The organism is Arthrobacter sp. zg.Y820 (genome assembly GCF_030125555.1).
Lineage (GTDB): Bacteria > Actinomycetota > Actinomycetes > Actinomycetales > Micrococcaceae > Arthrobacter_B.
Genome location: NZ_JASKLX010000010.1, coordinates 294,339 through 309,831, shown reverse-complemented (window position 1 = coordinate 309,831; position 15,493 = coordinate 294,339). Strand labels below are relative to the sequence as shown.

The following is a 15,493-nucleotide window of genomic DNA, read 5'->3' as shown; positions in this document are numbered from 1 at the left end:
AAGGATGAACCCCGCAGGAAAGAGGACCGCCTTGGACGCAGCCGAACCGGCCAAACGGTCCCGAACCGCCACCCGCAACCGCCTGCTGGCAACTTCCGCCGACGTCTTTGCCGAGCGGGGCCTGGAGGGCGCCAGTGTGGAGGAGCTGTGTGCCGCTGCCGGATTTACCCGGGGCGCCTTCTACAGCAACTTCGCCACCAAGACCGATCTGGCGCTGGCCATGTATGAGGACCATGTCAGCCAGTTGGCCGCCCGGCTGCAGGACCAGCTCGACCATTGGCTGCAGCGCGGCGCGCAGGATCCGACCGCCGTCATCGAGCGCATCCTGGAAGGAATGGCTGACTTCACCTCGGACACCGTGTGGCACGCCGTTCGCCTGGAACTGCTGCTGGCCGCCCGGCGATCCGACCGAGTGCGGGTCTTCGTTGCAGGCCAGCGCAACATTCTGGCCGAAGCGGTGACCGCAGCGCTGCTCCGGGTGGCCGATGCCCAGGAAGCGGAGTTCACTGTCGACCCGGCGGAGCTGGCGCGGCTGCTGCTGGCGGTGTACGACGGCCGGCTGAACGAGCAGATCGCCGGCAGCGGCAATTCTGCCGCCAAAGTGAACCTCGTTTCCATCACCTGGTCGAACCTGACCCGGCCCAAAGCCCGTCCGGAGCCGTAACGAAGTCACCGGCTGCCGGCGGGCGGGGGTGCTTGGGTAGAATGGGAAGCGTGAATTCCTCAACCTCCGGACCTGCCTTCGAATCCTTCCGCACCATCGATCTGCGCGGGCAGCATTTGAGCCCGGCTGGTTTGAAGCACGCGATGCCGCGCGCCGAAACCACCACCGATGTGGCTTCCGACGCCGTCGCCGCCATCATCGCGGACGTCAGAACGCGCGGATATGACGCGCTCAGCGAGCTGGCCTCCCGCTTCGACGGCGTGGAGCAGCATCATCCGCTGGTGCCCCGCGAGGCGCTGCGCGAGGCGTTGGCGCAGCTCGATCCGCCCGTCCGGGCCGCCCTGGAAGAGTCCATCCGGCGGGCCCGGCTCTTTGCCGAGGCCCAGCGCCCGCAGAACACCGATCTGCAGATCGGGCCCGGCGCCAACGTTTCGCAGAACTGGCTCCCGGTGGGCCGCGTGGGTCTGTACGTTCCGGGCGGGCTGGCCGTGTATCCGTCGTCAGTGGTGATGAACGTGGTGCCCGCCCAGGCCGCCGGCGTCCCTTCGCTCGCCCTGGCGTCCCCGCCGCAGCGGGAGTTCGGCGGGCTGCCGCACCCCACCATTCTGGCTGCCGCGGAGCTGCTGGGCATCGAAGAGGTGTACGCCATGGGCGGCGCCCAGGCCATTGCAGCCTTCGCCTACGGCATTCCCGCGGCCGGAGTTAACCCGGAACTGGCGCCGGTCGACGTCGTCACGGGGCCGGGCAACGTTTACGTGGCGACCGCCAAGCGGCTGGTGAAGGGCGTCGTGGGGATCGATGCCGAAGCCGGTCCCACCGAAATCGCCATCCTGGCCGACGCCGGAGCGGATCCGCGCCTTGTTGCCGCTGACCTGATCAGCCAGGCCGAGCACGATCCCAATGCCGCCTCGGTCCTCGTCACCGATTCCCCGGACCTGGCGGGCCGGGTCCGGCATGAACTGGGCCGGCAGGTTCAGGCCACCCGGCACCGTGCCCGGGTGGAAACCGCGCTGTCAGGTCCCCAGTCCGGCACCATCCTGGTGGATGACCTGGACCAGGGGATCGCCGTCTGCAATGCCTACGGGGCCGAACACCTGGAAATCCAGACCGCCGGTGCCGCCGCAGACGCAGCCCGCATCACCAGCGCCGGGGCCATCTTTGTCGGAAACTACAGCCCCGTCAGCCTGGGCGACTACTGCTCCGGATCCAACCACGTGCTCCCCACGGCCGGGACTTCAGCCTTCTCCTCCGGCTTGAACGTGACCACCTTCATGCACGCCATCCAGGTCATCAACTATGACCGGGCTGCCCTGCAGGAAGTCAGCACCCATGTCGTGGCGCTGTCCCGGGCCGAGGACCTGCCCGCTCACGGCGACGCCGTGTCCGTCCGGTTCGAAGCCTGACCACCATATGTAGTAGCGGGTGCTACTACATATGGTGAGAGGCAGTTGGTGATGTCGGGGTTGCGGCTCTAGAATGAGTGCGCAGCTCAGCTCTGCTGCACCGGGACTGGTTCCCCGGTGCGGTCGGGTCCGGGATGCAGCCCGCTTCCGACCTCCAGCGAAAGGACTCCGGATGTACTGTCCGTTCTGCCGCAACGCTGATTCCCGAGTCGTTGACAGCCGTCTGGCCGACGACGGTTCGGCGATCCGCCGCCGCCGCCAGTGCCCCGAGTGCGGGCGCAGGTTCAGCACGGTGGAGACCACGAGCCTGAGCGTCATCAAGCGGTCGGGCGTGGGAGAGCCGTTCAGCCGCGGCAAGGTGATCAACGGTGTGCGCAAAGCCTGCCAGGGCCGGCCCGTCAGCGAGGACGACCTGGCCATGCTGGCCCAGGAGGTCGAGGAATCGATCCGTGCCAGCGGAGTAGCCGAAATTGATGCCCACGAGGTGGGACTGGCCATCCTGAAGCCGCTGCAGAAGCTCGACCAGGTGGCATACCTGCGGTTTGCCAGCGTCTACCAGGCCTTCGAATCGCTGGAGGACTTCGAGGCTGCCATAGCTGAACTGCGCGAAGAATCCCCGCGTGCTTCCACCGTCCCCGCCGGAGCCCAGCGGCCGCTGACCGCCCGCTGAGCTTCCCCGGAGCGGAGCCCCGAACCCTTCCCCGGAGCGGAGCCCCGAACCCTGAGACTCGAACCCTGAGACCCGAACAAAACCGGGCCCGGACGCAGCGGAAGCGGCGGCAGGTCTCCCCGCCGCCGCTTCCGAGCCGGCCCCCGCGTGGTGCGGGTCCTACTTGATGTAGTTGAAGTGCATGGCCGCCTGCAGGGCAGCGCCGACAATGCCGGCATTGTTCTTGAGGTTGGCGGTGACCAGCGGCGTGCGCAGGTTCAGCAGCGGCAGGAAGTCCTCGCTGCGCTTGGAGATGCCGCCGCCGACGACAAAGAGGTCCGGCGAGAACAGGAACTCCACATGGGAGAAGTACCGCTGGAGCCGCGTGGCGTATTCCTCCCAGGTGATCCCGTCGCGTTCCCGGGCGGAGGCGGAGGCCCGGGTCTCGGCGTCGTGCCCGTCAATCTCCAGATGGCCCAGTTCCGCATTGGGGACCAGCATGCCCCTGTAGATCAGCGCCGAGCCAATGCCCGTGCCCAGGGTGATCACCAGGACGGTGCCGTCCACCTCGCGGCCGGCGCCGTAGCGGGCCTCCGCCAGGCCGGCGGCATCGGCGTCATTCATGACCTGAACATCGCGGCCCAGCGCCTTGGTGAGCAGCGTGTCAACGTCCGTGTCAATCCAGCTCTTATCCACATTGGCTGCGGAGCGGGCAATGCCGTGCTGGATGATGGCCGGGAACGTGACGCCCACCGGAACCTCGGGGCCGGGGCCGTCCGGGCGGGAGGAGAGCTCCGCCACGATCTGGCCGACGACGCCGGCCACTGCTTCGGGTGTCGCGGGCTGCGGGGTGGGAATGCGGAACCGCTCGCCAACCAGCTTGCCCTTGGTCAGGTCGACGATGCCGCCCTTGATGCCGGTGCCACCGATATCAATGCCAATGACCGCGTTGGCGTCGCCGTGCTTACTCTTGTGTTTCTTGGCCATGGTTCTCCAGAAGTAGGTCTGTCTCGGCTGCGTGAACGCTGCTAAGGGAGGGTCAGGATTTCGGCGCCGGTGTCCGTCACGAGCAGGGTGTGCTCAAACTGGGCGGTGCGTTTGCGGTCCTTGGTCAGGACGGTCCAATTGTCGTCCCACATGTCCCACTCGATGGTGCCGAGTGTGAGCATAGGCTCAATGGTAAACACCATTCCCGGTTCAATGAGACGGCTGTAGGCCGGCGCGGCGTCGTAGTGCGGAATGATGAGCCCGGTGTGGAACGCCTCGCCCACACCGTGGCCGGTGAAATCGCGGACCACGCCGTAGCCGAAGCGCTTTGCGTAGGACTCGATGGTGCGGCCGATGACGTTGATCTCGCGGCCCGGCATGACTGCCTTGATGGCCCGGCGCAGGGATTCGGAGGTGCGCTCGACCAGGAGGCGGGACTCTTCGTCCACGTCGCCCACCAGGAACGTCCAGTTCGTGTCGCCGTGCACGCCGTTGAGGTAGGCGGTGATGTCGATGTTGATGATGTCGCCGTCGTTCAGCACCGTGGTGTCGGGAATGCCGTGACAGATGACCTCATTGACCGAGGAGCACAGGGACTTGGGAAAGCCGCGGTAGCCCAGGGTTGACGGGTAGGCGTGGTGGTCGAGCAGGAATTCGTGGCCCACACGGTCCAGTTCATCGGTGGTGACGCCGGGAACGATGTGCTTGCCGACCTCCACGATGGCCTGGGCGGCGATCTTGCTGGCGACCCGGATTTTCTCGATGGTCTCGGCGGACTTGACCTCGGAACCGGTGAACGGGGTGGGAGCTTCCTTGCCCACGTATTCCGGACGCGGGATTGACGCGGGAACCGGCAGGCGCGGGCTCACGGTTCCCGGAGCGAGACGGCCAAGGGGTGCAGTGGCAACAGTTTGGGGCATACCATCGATCTTATCGCCGGACGGCCCATGCCGTGGCACGGGGGTGCCCCACCCGGGGTTCGGAAGCATTTTTTGAAGGAGAGCACACCATGGCTGAGTACTGGTTCAATGTCGTCACCCACGAGGTCGAAAAGGGCCCCCAGTCCGACTGGACCAAGCTGCTGGGCCCGTACTCGACTCCCGAGGAAGCAGAACTGGCCCTGCAGAAGGTCCAGCAGCGCAATGAGGCCTGGGACAAGGAAGACGAAGAAAACCGCAACTGGTAGGCAGCGGCACCTGGACGCCTTCGGGGCGCCGAGATGGCAGTAAGTGCATGTCCCAGGGCTGGGACGAGCACTTACTGCCATCTCGCGGAACTGCTGAGCCGCGTGCGGTACCGGAACGCATTACGCGTATAGGGCGCCCACCATTGAGCCGAGCCCGCCGGCCAGGACGTGAGCCTGGGACAGCGGCATCCACCAACACTCCCAGCGTTTCGGCCCGCCGCCGTGTTCGGGATCGTCTTCACCGGCTTGCCAGCGTTCACTGAGGGGACGTGCAGCGGTGGTGAGGAGGAAAAAATGGCGGGTGGCTATTTCGAACCGGGCCGGGGAATAGTCGTACGCCGCGGTCCCCAGGTTCCGCACCACTGTCGCACCCAGACCGGTTTCCTCCCGCACTTCCCGAACCGCCGCTGCTGCCGGAGCCTCCCCAGGGCGCACCGTTCCCGCCGGCACCTGGACGCCGGCCACTTCCAACGGAACATCGAGATGGGTGAAAACCAGCAGGTGTTCCTGGCAGACCACATAGCAGACGGCTTTGGTGCTGGTGCTCTTCTCCATCGGATGAGCCTACATTCCGGCTGCGTTCGGCGGCCCGGGGCTGCGCGGGCAGCAACGGTTCAGGTTTCTTGGCCTTTTGCGGCGCCTGAGCGCGTGCCGGCGGGGATACGGCGGGTTCGCGCACCAGTTCCCACCCTTTGTGACGCCTGTTACTGGTGGGACCACATTAGTAACAGGAATGCACAGACAGTGGGAACCAGCGCGGCTGAGGCCGAGCAAGGCCCCGCCAGGCGGACCTGCCCGCCGGGAGGCGGCCTTGGAGCGGGAGGCGGAACGCCGATCCGCTCCTAGAAGCTGTGCTCCGGCCCCGGGAACGTGCCGCTGCGCACTTCATCGGCGTAGGCGCGTGCCGCGGAGGACAGGACCGAGCGGACATCCGCAAACTGCTTGACGAAACGCGGCAGCTTGTCCCCGCGCATTCCGGCCATGTCCTGCCAGACCAGGACCTGCCCGGTGGTGGCGTTGCCGGCGCCGATGCCGATGGTGGGAACGGCAACGGCGGCATCCACCTCGGCGGCGACGTCGGCCGGCACCATTTCCATCAGGACACAGAAGGCTCCCGCCTCGGCCAGGGCGGCGGCGTCGTCGAGCACTGTCCGGCGCGCGTCGCCGCGGCCCTGCACCCGATAGCCGCCCAGGGCATGCTCACTCTGCGGCGTGAAGCCCACATGCGCCATCACCGGAATCCCCGCGGCCACCAGAGCGCTGACGTGCGGCGCGTAAAACGCACCGCCCTCCATCTTGACCGCGTGCACCAGCCCCTCCTTGAGGAGGCGGATGGAGGACTCGACGGCCTGCGCGGGGGAGATCTCGTAGGAGCCGAAGGGCAGGTCGCAGACCACCAGGGCGCGGCTCGCTCCGGACGTCACCGAACGTGCGAACACGATCATCTCGTCGAGCGTGATCGGCAGCGTGGTGGCGTGGCCCATGACGTTGTTCGCCGCCGAATCACCCACCAGCAGCACCTCGATGCCGGCCTCGTCGAAGATGGCGGCGGTGTACTGGTCATAGGCGGTGAGCATCGCGAAATGCTGTCCTGAATCCTTGATCTGCTGCAGGTGCGGGATGCGGATCCGGCGCGGTCCGGCGGGTTTCCCGGGGGCAGCGGAGCTGGCAGGTCCGGCAGTGTAGGGGGCGGGGTGTTCGGCGTCGGTCATGCGCCGAGCCTACTAAACAAGCGCGGCGTTGCGGCCCCGGTCCCGCAAGCCGGTACCGCTGACTGCGGCAGCCGGCGGCGGCACGCAGGCACAAGCCGGCGGCGCGTGCAGTGCCGGCCGGCGTAATGCGGTGCCGCGCCAGCCTGCGACGGCGGTAATCCGCCGCGGGATAGGTAGAGTGAAGGAAGGCTTGAAACGCAGGGGCTGCCCGGAAGGATCCGGGTGCGGTCCCACAGTCCAGAAAGAGGGTAGGGATGAACCGCCAGCAGGAATTCGTTTTGCGCACCATCGAAGAGCGAGACGTCCGGTTTGTGCGGTTGTGGTTTACCGATGTTGTGGGCACGCTGAAGTCGGTGGCGCTGGCCCCCGCCGAGGTGGAAGGCGCCTTCGAGGAGGGCCTGGGCTTCGACGGTTCCTCGATCGAGGGCCTGGCCCGCGTCTTCGAGTCCGACATGCTGGCCCAGCCGGACCCCTCCACGTTCCAGATTCTGCCCTGGCGCGGTGACTCCGAGCAGACCTCCCGGATGTTCTGCGACATCCTCACCCCGGACGGCCAGCCCTCCGCGGCCGATCCCCGCAACGTCCTCAAGCGCCAGCTGGCCAAGGCCGCTGACATGGGCTTCACTTGCTACACCCACCCCGAGATCGAGTTCTACCTGCTGAAGTCCGATGAGCTCGGTCCCGACGGCGAGCCCGTCCCCGTGGACCGGGCCGGCTACTTCGACCACGTTCCCGGCGGCGTGGCCCAGGACTTCCGCCGCACGGCTGTCTCCATGCTCGAAGCCGTGGGCATCTCGGTGGAGTTCAGCCACCACGAGGCCGGCCCCGGCCAGAACGAAATTGACCTGCGCTACGCTGATGCGCTGCAGACGGCCGACAACATCATGACGTTCCGCACCGTGGTCAAGGAAGTGGCACTGACCACCAGCTGCTACGCCACGTTCATGCCCAAGCCGTTCTCCGACCACCCCGGTTCCGGCATGCACACGCACCTGTCCCTGTTCGAGGGCGACACCAACGCGTTCTTCGAAGCCGGAGCCGAGTTCCAGCTCTCCCGCACCGCCCGCCAGTTCATCGCCGGCGTGCTGCGCCACGCGCCGGAGTTCACCGCGGTGACGAACCAGTTCGTCAATTCCTACAAGCGGCTCTGGGGCGGCGGCGAAGCCCCGAGCTACGTGTCCTGGGGCCACAACAACCGCTCCGCCCTGGTCCGGGTTCCGCTGTACAAGCCGGGGAAGGGCCAGTCGGCGCGCATCGAATACCGCGGCATTGACTCAGCAGCCAACCCGTACCTGTCCTACGCCGTCCTGCTCGGCGCCGGGCTCAAGGGCATTGAAGAGGGCTACGAGCTGCCCGCCGGCGCAGAGGACGACGTCGAGAGCCTCTCGGCGGCCGAACGCCGCGCCATGGGCCTGGATCCGCTGCCGGCCTCGCTGCACGACGCCGTCCGGGCCATGGAAGAGTCCGAACTGGTGGCCGACATCCTGGGCGAGCAGGTCTTCGAGAACTTCCTGCGCAACAAGCGCGCCGAGTGGAACGAGTACCGCCAGCACGTCACGCAGTTTGAGCTGAAGAAAAACCTGGGCATTCTCTAGCCACCCGCCGGTACTGAGCGTTACGGAGGAATGAAGGATATGGAGGACCTCCTATGAGTCTCACCCGCCGGCTGATTGCCGCAGGCTTCACGGACCTGGAAAAAAGCAGCCGCTTCCTGCAGGCGCCCGAACTCGAGGGGCTGGACGAAGCGGTGCTGTTCACCGGGTTCCTGCAGGCCGCGGACCCGGACCTGGCCCTGCAGTCACTGGTGCGGCTGCTGGACCGGGTGCCCGAGCTGCGCGAGCTGGTCGAAGGCGGCGAAGAGGCAAGCGAAGCCCTCTTCCGGCTGCTGGGCGCCTCCGAGGCGCTGGCCGAATTCCTCATGCGCCACCCCGAGGCCGCCGACAGCCTGCGGGTGCCGCTGCGCGCTGAACCGGCGGAGGTACCGGGAGACATCCTCCGCGCGTCGCTGCTGGAATCGGTCAAGGCCGGCACCGGGGACGCTCCGGTGGCGGGCCTGACGGGGACCGAGGCGTACGTGGCCCTGCGTGCGCGGTACCGCAAGCACCTGCTGGACCTGGCCGTGCGCGACCTGGGGGCGGCGTCGCCCGCCGATGTCCTGCCCGCCGTCGGGCGCGAGCTCGCTGACCTGGCCGGCGCCGCCCTGGAGGCCGCGCTGGCGGTCTCCCGCGCGGAACTCGCCGCCAGCTATTCGGCGGAGGACATTTCCCGGGTGCGCCTTGCCGTGATTGCCATGGGCAAGTGCGGAGCCCGGGAGCTGAACTACATTTCCGACGTCGATGTCATCTACGTGATGGAATCCGCCGGGCTCGACGAGACCCTGGCCGCGAAAATCGGCACCGCTCTCGCCGCCGGCATCTCCCGTGCGATCAACGCCTCGGCGCCCGAGCCGGCGCTGTGGGAGGTGGACACCAACCTGCGGCCCGAGGGCAAGGACGGCCCGCTGGTGCGCACCCTGGACTCCCACCTGAGCTACTACACCCGCTGGGCGCACACCTGGGAGTTCCAGGCGCTGCTCAAGGCCCGCGCCGCCGCCGGGGATCCCGACCTGGGCCGGCGCTACGAGGAAGCCGTGGCCCCGCTGATCTGGTCCAGCACCGAACGCGAGGGTTTCGTGGAGTCGGTCCAGGCCATGCGCCGCAGGGTGACCGACAACATTCCCGGCCACGAGGAGGCCCGCCAGCTGAAGCTGGGCAGCGGCGGCCTGCGCGACGTCGAATTCACCGTCCAGCTGCTGCAGCTGGTGCACGGCCGGACCGATGAAACGCTGCGGGTGCGCGCCACGACGGCTGCCATCGCGGCCCTGAGTGAGGGCGGCTACATCGGGCGCAGCGACGCCGTCGACCTCGACGCCGCCTACCGCTACCTGCGCGTCCTGGAGCACCGCATCCAGCTGGTGCATATGCGCCGCACGCACCTGATGCCGGACACCGAACCGGCCCTGCGCGCCCTGGCCAAGGCCGCCAGCGGTTCGCTCGCCGTAGGCCGGCCCACCGCCGAACGGCTGACCGACACCTGGCAGCGCACCAAGCGCCTCGTCCGCCGGCTGCACGAAAGCATCTTCTATCGCCCGCTGCTGAACACCGCCTCCAACCTCAGCGTGGACGAGGTCAAGCTCTCTCCGGCCGCCGCACAGGCCCGGCTCGCAGCGCTGGGTTATGCGGATCCGAAGGGGGCCATGCGGCACATCGAGGCCCTCACCGTCGGGATCAGCCGCCGCGCCGCCCTCCAGCGCCAGCTGCTGCCGGTGCTGCTGGGCTGGCTGGCCGACGGCGTGGACCCCGACGCCGGGCTGCTGGGCTTCCGGCGGCTGAGCGAGTCGCTGGGGGAGACGCACTGGTACCTGGGGATGCTGCGTGATTCCTCGGCCGCGGGGGAGCGGCTGTGCTCCATCCTGTCGTCCAGCCGGTTCATCACGGACCTGCTCGAGGTCTCGCCCGAAGCCACCGCCTGGCTGGCCACCGACAAGGACCTGACCCCGCTGTCGTTTGACGCGCAGTGGCAGGAAATCCGGTCCAAAATGTCCCGCCACCCCGATCCGCGGGCGGCCATGCGGCTGGTCCGCCTGATCCGGCGCCGGGAAATGCTGCGCATCGCGCTCGCCGACAGCGCCGGGCTGCTGACGCAGGAGGAAGTTGGCCGGGCGCTCGCCGACGCCGACCGGGCAGCGGTCCTGGGGGCGCTGCACGTCGCCGAGGGCGAGGTGTTCGCCGGCGAGGAGAAACTCACGGACATGCTGGTGGTGGCCATGGGCCGCCAGGGCGGCCGCGAAATCGGCTACGGGTCCGACGCCGACGTCCTGTACGTCCACCGTGCCGTGCCCGGGGCCGACCCGGGCGCTGCCCAGTCCCAGGCCGAACGCATTGTCGGCCAGCTCTCGGCCCTGCTGCAGCAACCGTGCACGCCGGCGATCCTGGCGGAAAAAGTGCTGGTCCTGGATGCCGGCCTGCGCCCGGAAGGGCGCAACGGTCCGCTGGTGCGCAGCCTGGGGTCCTACCGCGAGTACTACAGCCGCTGGTCGCTGATCTGGGAGGCGCAGGCACTGGTCCGCGCCCGCCCGATGGCCGGCAGCGACGACCTGGCCGAGGACTTCATCGACCTCATCGATCCCATCCGCTACTCAGCCGGCGTGAGCGAAAACGACATCCGCGAGATCCGCCGCATCAAGGCGCGGGTGGAAAATGAACGACTGCCCCGCGGGGCGGATTCCTCCCGGCAGCTGAAGCTCGGCCGCGGCGCCCTCAGCGACGTCGAGTGGCTGGTGCAGCTGCTGCAGCTCGAGTACGCCGGCACACATCCGGAGCTCCGGACCACCGCCACGCTGCCGGCGCTGGACGCAATCGCGGCTGCCGGCCTGCTGCCCGAGGCGGATACGGCCATCCTGCGGGAGGCTTGGCTGCTCGCCAGCCGGATCCGAAGCGCCAACGTCATCCGCGGCGGACGGAACCCCGACGTGTTGCCTTCCTCACGTCGGGAGCTCGAGGCAGTGGCCCGCTGGTGCGGCTACGGCGCCGGCCAGGGAGGCGTTTTGGAGGAAAACTACCTACGAATCACGCGCCGATCGCGGGCAGTCTTCGAACGCTGGTTCTACGGCTACAACTCCCACTGACCCCGGAGCCGCCAGTCTCCCGGTTAGTTCCTGCGCCGTGCGCTCGGTAGTCTCTATGAGGCATTATCGGCATTTCTGTGCCGTTTCGGAACATCTAGGAGACGTTTTCACCTTGCATACTGGCAAACGGGCCCTCCGGGGCCGGGCTAAGTTCGCCGCGCCCTTCATAGCGGTGACCGCGGCCATCGCACTGCTCCTTGGCGTCCCCGCAACCGGGGCCTTCGCAGCAGATACCACCGGCGGCGTCTCGGGCCAGAGCTTCGCCGTCGGCACCGACACCACGTTCGCCCCCTTCGAATTCCGCCAGGACGGCGAACTCGTGGGCATCGACATGGACCTCATCAACGCGATTGCCGAGGAGGAGGGATTCAGCGTCGACATCCGCTCCCTCGGTTTTGACGCGGCCCTGCAGTCCCTGCAATCCAACCAGGTGGACGGCGTCATCGCGGGCATGTCCATCACCGAGGAACGCCAGAAGGTCTTCGACTTCTCGGACCCCTACTTCGAATCCGGCATCCAGATGGCTGTCGCGGAGACGAACGACGAGGTTTCCAGCTACGAGGACCTGGCCGGCAAGCGCGTGGCGGTCAAGACCGGCACCGAGGGCCAGACCTTCGCAGAATCCATCAAGGACGAGTACGGCTTCAGCGTGGTGGCGTTCGCGCAGTCCGCGCAGATGTACGACGACGTGAAGTCCGGCGGTTCCGTGGCAGTCTTCGACGACTACCCGGTGCTGGCCTACGGCGTCGCTTCCGGCAACGGGCTGAAGACCGTCACGGAGAAGGAAGCCGGTTCCTCCTACGGCTTCGCCGTGAACAAGGGGACCAACCCCGAACTGCTGGAGGCCTTCAATGCCGGCCTGGCCGAGCTGAAGGCCAGCGGTGAATACGACGAGATCATCGACCGCTACCTGGACGCCGGTGCCAAGGATTCCAGCTTCTGGTCGCTGGTCACCGACAACGCCCCGGCCTTCGCCAAGGGCATGGGCCTGACCCTGCTGGCAACCGCCCTGTCGCTGGTCTTCGCCCTGGTGCTAGGTGTGCTCTTCGGCTTCTTCAAGGTTGGCAACAACGTCATCCTGCGCGGCATCGCGACCACCTACGTGGCGATCTTCCGCGGCACTCCGGTGCTGGTCCAGGCGTTCTTCTTCTACTTCGGGCTGCCGCAGCTGATCGGCCAGCCGGTGGACGTGCTGACCGCCGGCGTGCTGACCCTGTCGCTGAACGCGGGCGCCTACATGACCGAAATCGTGCGCGGCGGCATCCAGTCGGTGGATCCGGGCCAGATGGAAGCCTCCCGCAGCCTGGGCTTGGGCTACGGCAAGACCATGCAGAAGGTCATTATTCCGCAGGCCGTGAAGATCATGACGCCGTCCTTCATCAACCAGTTCGTCATCACCCTGAAGGACACCTCACTGCTGGCCGTGATCGGTTTCGCCGAACTCACCTACCAGGCCCAGCAGATCTACGCCGTGAACTTCCGGACCGCCGAGGTGCTGCTGATCGTTGCGGCCCTGTACTTCATCGTCATCACGCTGCTGACCAAGCTGGCGGATGTTCTGGATAAGAGGTTTAACAAGTGAGCAAGATCGTAACCCGCGGACTGCGCAAGTCCTACGGATCCAACGAGGTCCTCAAGGGCCTGGACGTCTCCGTCGCCGAGGGCGAGGTGGTGTGCGTGATCGGCCCGTCCGGTTCGGGCAAGTCCACCTTCCTGCGCTGCCTGAACAAGCTCGAGGACATCACGGCCGGCGAGGTCGAGGTCAACGGCTACAGCCTGACCGACCCGAAGGTGGACCTGAACAAGGTCCGCCAGAACATCGGCATGGTCTTCCAGCACTTCAACCTGTTCCCGCACATGAGCGTGCTGCAGAACGTCATGCTCGCGCCGCTGGAACTGAAGAAGGGTTCCAAGGCAGAGGTCCGCGCGAACGCCCTGCGCCTCCTGGAACAGGTGGGACTGGCCGACAAGGCCGACGCCCGCCCGGCGCAGCTTTCGGGCGGCCAGAAGCAGCGTGTGGCCATTGCGCGGGCGCTGGCCATGGCTCCGGACATCATGCTCTTCGACGAAGCCACCTCCGCGCTTGATCCGGAAATGGTCGGCGAGGTCCTGCAGGTCATCCGCGACCTGGCCAAGGCCGGCATGACCATGGTCGTCGTGACCCACGAGATGGGCTTTGCCCGCGAAGTGGCAGACCGCGTGATCTTCATGGCTGACGGCGTCATCGTGGAAGAGGGCGTGCCGGAGGACCTCTTCTCCCGGCCCGAGCAGCCCCGGCTGCAGGACTTCCTGGCCAAGGTGCTCTAGCTCCGCTTGTGGCAGCGCCGGGATGTCCGGCGCCACCGCGACGACGGCGGCCGTTCCCTCCGGGGGCGGCCGCCGTCGTCGTACTCCGGCCGGTTCGGTGGGTTCCCGCGTGACCAGACCCACGTTGAAGCGGCCAGACCGGGCTCCTAGACTTAATGGTGGCCGGGATTTGTTGGCGGCGCGGCGAAATTCATCCGCCCGCCAGTCCCCGCCTTGGAGCGGACGAGCCGTTGCGCCGTCCGGTACCTCATCTTCCGGCAATGACGGCGTTCTGCCTCCCGGAAATCTCCACCACAACGATAGGAGTCCCATCCATGCCGAAGCATGCTGCGCAAACCCGGAACCGTACCGGATCTTCCCTGACCGCCCAGATCACCGCTATCGCTGTTGGCTGCGTCCTCGTGGCCGGCGGGGTGTCGGCCGCCGAAATCAGCATTTTGAACAACGCGCGTGTTGATGCTTCCGTCAGCGCTGAGCTGGTGTCCTAACGAAGCAACCGGACTGCCCGCCGTTCCTGGCCGGGTTTCTGCCAGGAATCGGCTACCGTAAGAAATGTGGGCCGTACGAGCCCGGCGCCGCTATCCAATCCAGGAGAACCCCATGACATCGCCACTGCCCGGCTGGTACCAGGATCCGCTGAACCCGGACCAGCTGAAATGGTGGGATGGCCAGCAGTGGAGTGCTCACACCATGCCGCTGCCGGCGGCCGACACTGCCGACTCCTTCAGCCCGGTGCAGCCCGCAGCGCCCACGGCCCGGGAGGACCAATCCCCGGAGGCATTCGACGTCCCGGCCGCCGCCGAGGACGTGCCGTCTTATCCCGGCAGCCAGGGATATCCCGGCGGCCAGCAGCAGGCTTTTCCGCCCTATTCCGGCTATCCGGGGCAGCAGTCGGGCCATCCGGGGCAGGCCCAGGGCTATACGGACCAGGCCGGGCATGTTGGCTACCAGAACTACCAGCAGGGGTACGCCGGCTCCCGGCCCGCATACTCCGGCTACCCCGGATATCAGGGCTTTCCCGGCTATCCTGCGCGGACCCGCAGCAATCCTGTCGCCCTGACCGGCTTCATCCTGGGAATCGTATCCCTCTTCCTGTTCTTCATTCCGTTCGTGGGCACCGCCGTGGGTCTTGCCGCGGGAGCCTTTTCCGCCATCGGGCTGTCGAACCAGAGCGACCGGGCACCGATGTACAAGGTCTTCGGGGTCATCGGCCTGGTGCTGGGCATCATCTTCACGCTTTTGTCGGTCCTGGTCCTTTTCGTGTTCCTCTCCAGTTCCCTTTATTACTAGGGATTCCTGGCCGACAGTCCGCGGCAATCCGTTTGGTGAGCATCTGCTTGCCACCTGTGGTTTCATGGCCTTGGGTCCGGGCGAAACGGGACAGCTCATCTTTTAGCCAGTACCGCCGGAGAGATTCAGCTCCGGTGGCGCAGTCGGTTAAGGGCGGCCGTTCGGTCCCCGGACTCTTTCCGCAGCGATAATATTCCCACCCTCCACCTCTTGTGCCCGCAGTAGCTAGTGTTACTATTTAGCAGTAGTCAGTATCGCCAAGTAGTACGGAGGGGCCTTAGTGGCCAAGCAGATGACCGAGATGCTCAAGGGCACTCTTGAGGGCATCGTCCTGGCGATCCTGGCCGTGCGGCCGGCGTACGGCTACGAGATCACGGCCCGGCTGCGCGAGCAGGGTTTCTCGGACATCGTCGAGGGCACGGTCTACGCACTGCTGGTTCGAATCGAGAGACGCGGCCTCGTGGATGTCGAAAAGGTCCCCTCGGAAAAGGGCCCGCCCCGCAAGGTTTATTCGCTCAACGCCCTGGGCGGAGAGTACCTCGAGGAGTTTTGGGGTTCATGGGGATTCCTCGCAGAACGGATCGAACAGCTCCGCCGCCGGATCAACAACCCGCAGCAAGGAGAGTAGC

General features: G+C 66.9%; 15 protein-coding genes. 11 read left to right on the top strand and 4 right to left on the bottom strand.

The genetic code is table 11. The features are described from left to right. Window positions 1-4: 4 nt before the first annotated feature. The 3 genes from QNN99_RS13450 to nrdR all read left to right on the top strand — a co-directional run bounded on the left by QNN99_RS13450 (window position 5) and on the right by nrdR (window position 2,737). Window positions 5-664, top strand: coding sequence for a TetR/AcrR family transcriptional regulator (locus tag QNN99_RS13450; RefSeq protein WP_229966963.1), 660 nt, complete (start codon window positions 5-7; stop codon window positions 662-664). Between the two features lie 41 nt (window positions 665-705). Then, window positions 706-2,067 (top strand): histidinol dehydrogenase, encoded by a 1,362-nt coding sequence (gene hisD, locus QNN99_RS13445; protein WP_229966962.1) that lies wholly within the window; start codon window positions 706-708, stop codon window positions 2,065-2,067. Between the two features lie 172 nt (window positions 2,068-2,239). Next, entirely contained in the window at window positions 2,240-2,737 is a 498-nt protein-coding gene (gene nrdR, locus QNN99_RS13440) for a transcriptional regulator NrdR (RefSeq protein WP_229966961.1), read from the top strand. A 159-nt stretch (window positions 2,738-2,896) separates the two neighbouring features. Here nrdR and ppgK read toward each other — a convergent pair whose 3' ends face one another. After that, window positions 2,897-3,703, bottom strand: a complete 807-nt coding sequence (gene ppgK, locus QNN99_RS13435) for a polyphosphate--glucose phosphotransferase (protein ID WP_229966960.1) — start codon at window positions 3,701-3,703, stop codon at window positions 2,897-2,899. Window positions 3,704-3,744: 41 nt separating this feature from the next. Further along, entirely contained in the window at window positions 3,745-4,623 is an 879-nt protein-coding gene (map, locus tag QNN99_RS13430; RefSeq protein WP_229966959.1) for a type I methionyl aminopeptidase, read from the bottom strand. A gap of 89 nt (window positions 4,624-4,712) precedes the next feature. On the opposite strand from map, the gene QNN99_RS13425 reads away from it, so the two are divergent. Further along, window positions 4,713-4,889, top strand: a complete 177-nt coding sequence (locus QNN99_RS13425; RefSeq protein ID WP_229966958.1) for an SPOR domain-containing protein — start codon at window positions 4,713-4,715, stop codon at window positions 4,887-4,889. A 120-nt stretch (window positions 4,890-5,009) separates the two neighbouring features. On the opposite strand, the gene QNN99_RS13420 is transcribed toward QNN99_RS13425, so the two are convergent. Both QNN99_RS13420 and panB read right to left on the bottom strand, forming a co-directional pair. Next, on the bottom strand, window positions 5,010-5,444 hold the full coding sequence (locus QNN99_RS13420) for an NUDIX hydrolase (RefSeq protein WP_229966957.1): 435 nt from the start codon (window positions 5,442-5,444) through the stop codon (window positions 5,010-5,012). Between the two features lie 287 nt (window positions 5,445-5,731). After that, the gene (gene panB / locus QNN99_RS13415; protein WP_229966956.1) at window positions 5,732-6,601 is read right to left on the bottom strand and encodes a 3-methyl-2-oxobutanoate hydroxymethyltransferase; all 870 of its coding nucleotides are present in this window, start codon (window positions 6,599-6,601) and stop codon (window positions 5,732-5,734) included. Between the two features lie 254 nt (window positions 6,602-6,855). Between panB and glnA the strand changes: the two genes are divergently transcribed. The 7 genes from glnA to QNN99_RS13375 all read left to right on the top strand — a co-directional run bounded on the left by glnA (window position 6,856) and on the right by QNN99_RS13375 (window position 15,492). Further along, on the top strand, window positions 6,856-8,196 hold the full coding sequence (gene glnA / locus QNN99_RS13410) for a type I glutamate--ammonia ligase (protein WP_229966955.1): 1,341 nt from the start codon (window positions 6,856-6,858) through the stop codon (window positions 8,194-8,196). Window positions 8,197-8,249: 53 nt separating this feature from the next. Next, window positions 8,250-11,267 carry a bifunctional [glutamine synthetase] adenylyltransferase/[glutamine synthetase]-adenylyl-L-tyrosine phosphorylase gene (locus tag QNN99_RS13405; protein WP_229966954.1) on the top strand — a complete coding sequence of 1,006 codons (3,018 nt, stop codon included), beginning with the start codon at window positions 8,250-8,252 and terminating at the stop codon, window positions 11,265-11,267. A 112-nt stretch (window positions 11,268-11,379) separates the two neighbouring features. Then, the gene (locus QNN99_RS13400) at window positions 11,380-12,849 is read left to right on the top strand and encodes an amino acid ABC transporter substrate-binding protein/permease (protein WP_442860527.1); all 1,470 of its coding nucleotides are present in this window, start codon (window positions 11,380-11,382) and stop codon (window positions 12,847-12,849) included. Beyond that, window positions 12,846-13,574, top strand: coding sequence for an amino acid ABC transporter ATP-binding protein (locus QNN99_RS13395; protein WP_229966953.1), 729 nt, complete (start codon window positions 12,846-12,848; stop codon window positions 13,572-13,574). The genes QNN99_RS13400 and QNN99_RS13395 overlap by 4 nt, the downstream gene beginning before the upstream one ends. Window positions 13,575-13,888: 314 nt before the next feature. After that, entirely contained in the window at window positions 13,889-14,062 is a 174-nt protein-coding gene (locus tag QNN99_RS13390; RefSeq protein ID WP_229966952.1) for a hypothetical protein, read from the top strand. 112 nt (window positions 14,063-14,174) lie between these two features. Next, window positions 14,175-14,864, top strand: a complete 690-nt coding sequence (locus QNN99_RS13385) for a DUF2510 domain-containing protein (protein WP_229966951.1) — start codon at window positions 14,175-14,177, stop codon at window positions 14,862-14,864. A 280-nt stretch (window positions 14,865-15,144) separates the two neighbouring features. After that, window positions 15,145-15,492 (top strand): PadR family transcriptional regulator, encoded by a 348-nt coding sequence (locus tag QNN99_RS13375; RefSeq protein WP_284015969.1) that lies wholly within the window; start codon window positions 15,145-15,147, stop codon window positions 15,490-15,492. Window position 15,493 lies beyond the last annotated feature (1 nt).

Coding starts and splice junctions, on each gene's coding strand:
- glnA (WP_229966955.1), top strand. CDS start 6,856: ATGAACCGCCAGCAGGAATTCGTTTTGCGCACCATCGAAGAGCGAGAC.
- QNN99_RS13425 (WP_229966958.1), top strand. CDS start 4,713: ATGGCTGAGTACTGGTTCAATGTCGTCACCCACGAGGTCGAAAAGGGC.
- QNN99_RS13405 (WP_229966954.1), top strand. CDS start 8,250: ATGAGTCTCACCCGCCGGCTGATTGCCGCAGGCTTCACGGACCTGGAA.
- ppgK (WP_229966960.1), bottom strand. CDS start 3,703: ATGGCCAAGAAACACAAGAGTAAGCACGGCGACGCCAACGCGGTCATT.
- QNN99_RS13390 (WP_229966952.1), top strand. CDS start 13,889: ATGCCGAAGCATGCTGCGCAAACCCGGAACCGTACCGGATCTTCCCTG.
- nrdR (WP_229966961.1), top strand. CDS start 2,240: ATGTACTGTCCGTTCTGCCGCAACGCTGATTCCCGAGTCGTTGACAGC.
- panB (WP_229966956.1), bottom strand. CDS start 6,601: ATGACCGACGCCGAACACCCCGCCCCCTACACTGCCGGACCTGCCAGC.
- QNN99_RS13385 (WP_229966951.1), top strand. CDS start 14,175: ATGACATCGCCACTGCCCGGCTGGTACCAGGATCCGCTGAACCCGGAC.
- QNN99_RS13450 (WP_229966963.1), top strand. CDS start 5: ATGAACCCCGCAGGAAAGAGGACCGCCTTGGACGCAGCCGAACCGGCC.
- hisD (WP_229966962.1), top strand. CDS start 706: ATGGGAAGCGTGAATTCCTCAACCTCCGGACCTGCCTTCGAATCCTTC.
- map (WP_229966959.1), bottom strand. CDS start 4,623: ATGCCCCAAACTGTTGCCACTGCACCCCTTGGCCGTCTCGCTCCGGGA.
- QNN99_RS13420 (WP_229966957.1), bottom strand. CDS start 5,444: ATGGAGAAGAGCACCAGCACCAAAGCCGTCTGCTATGTGGTCTGCCAG.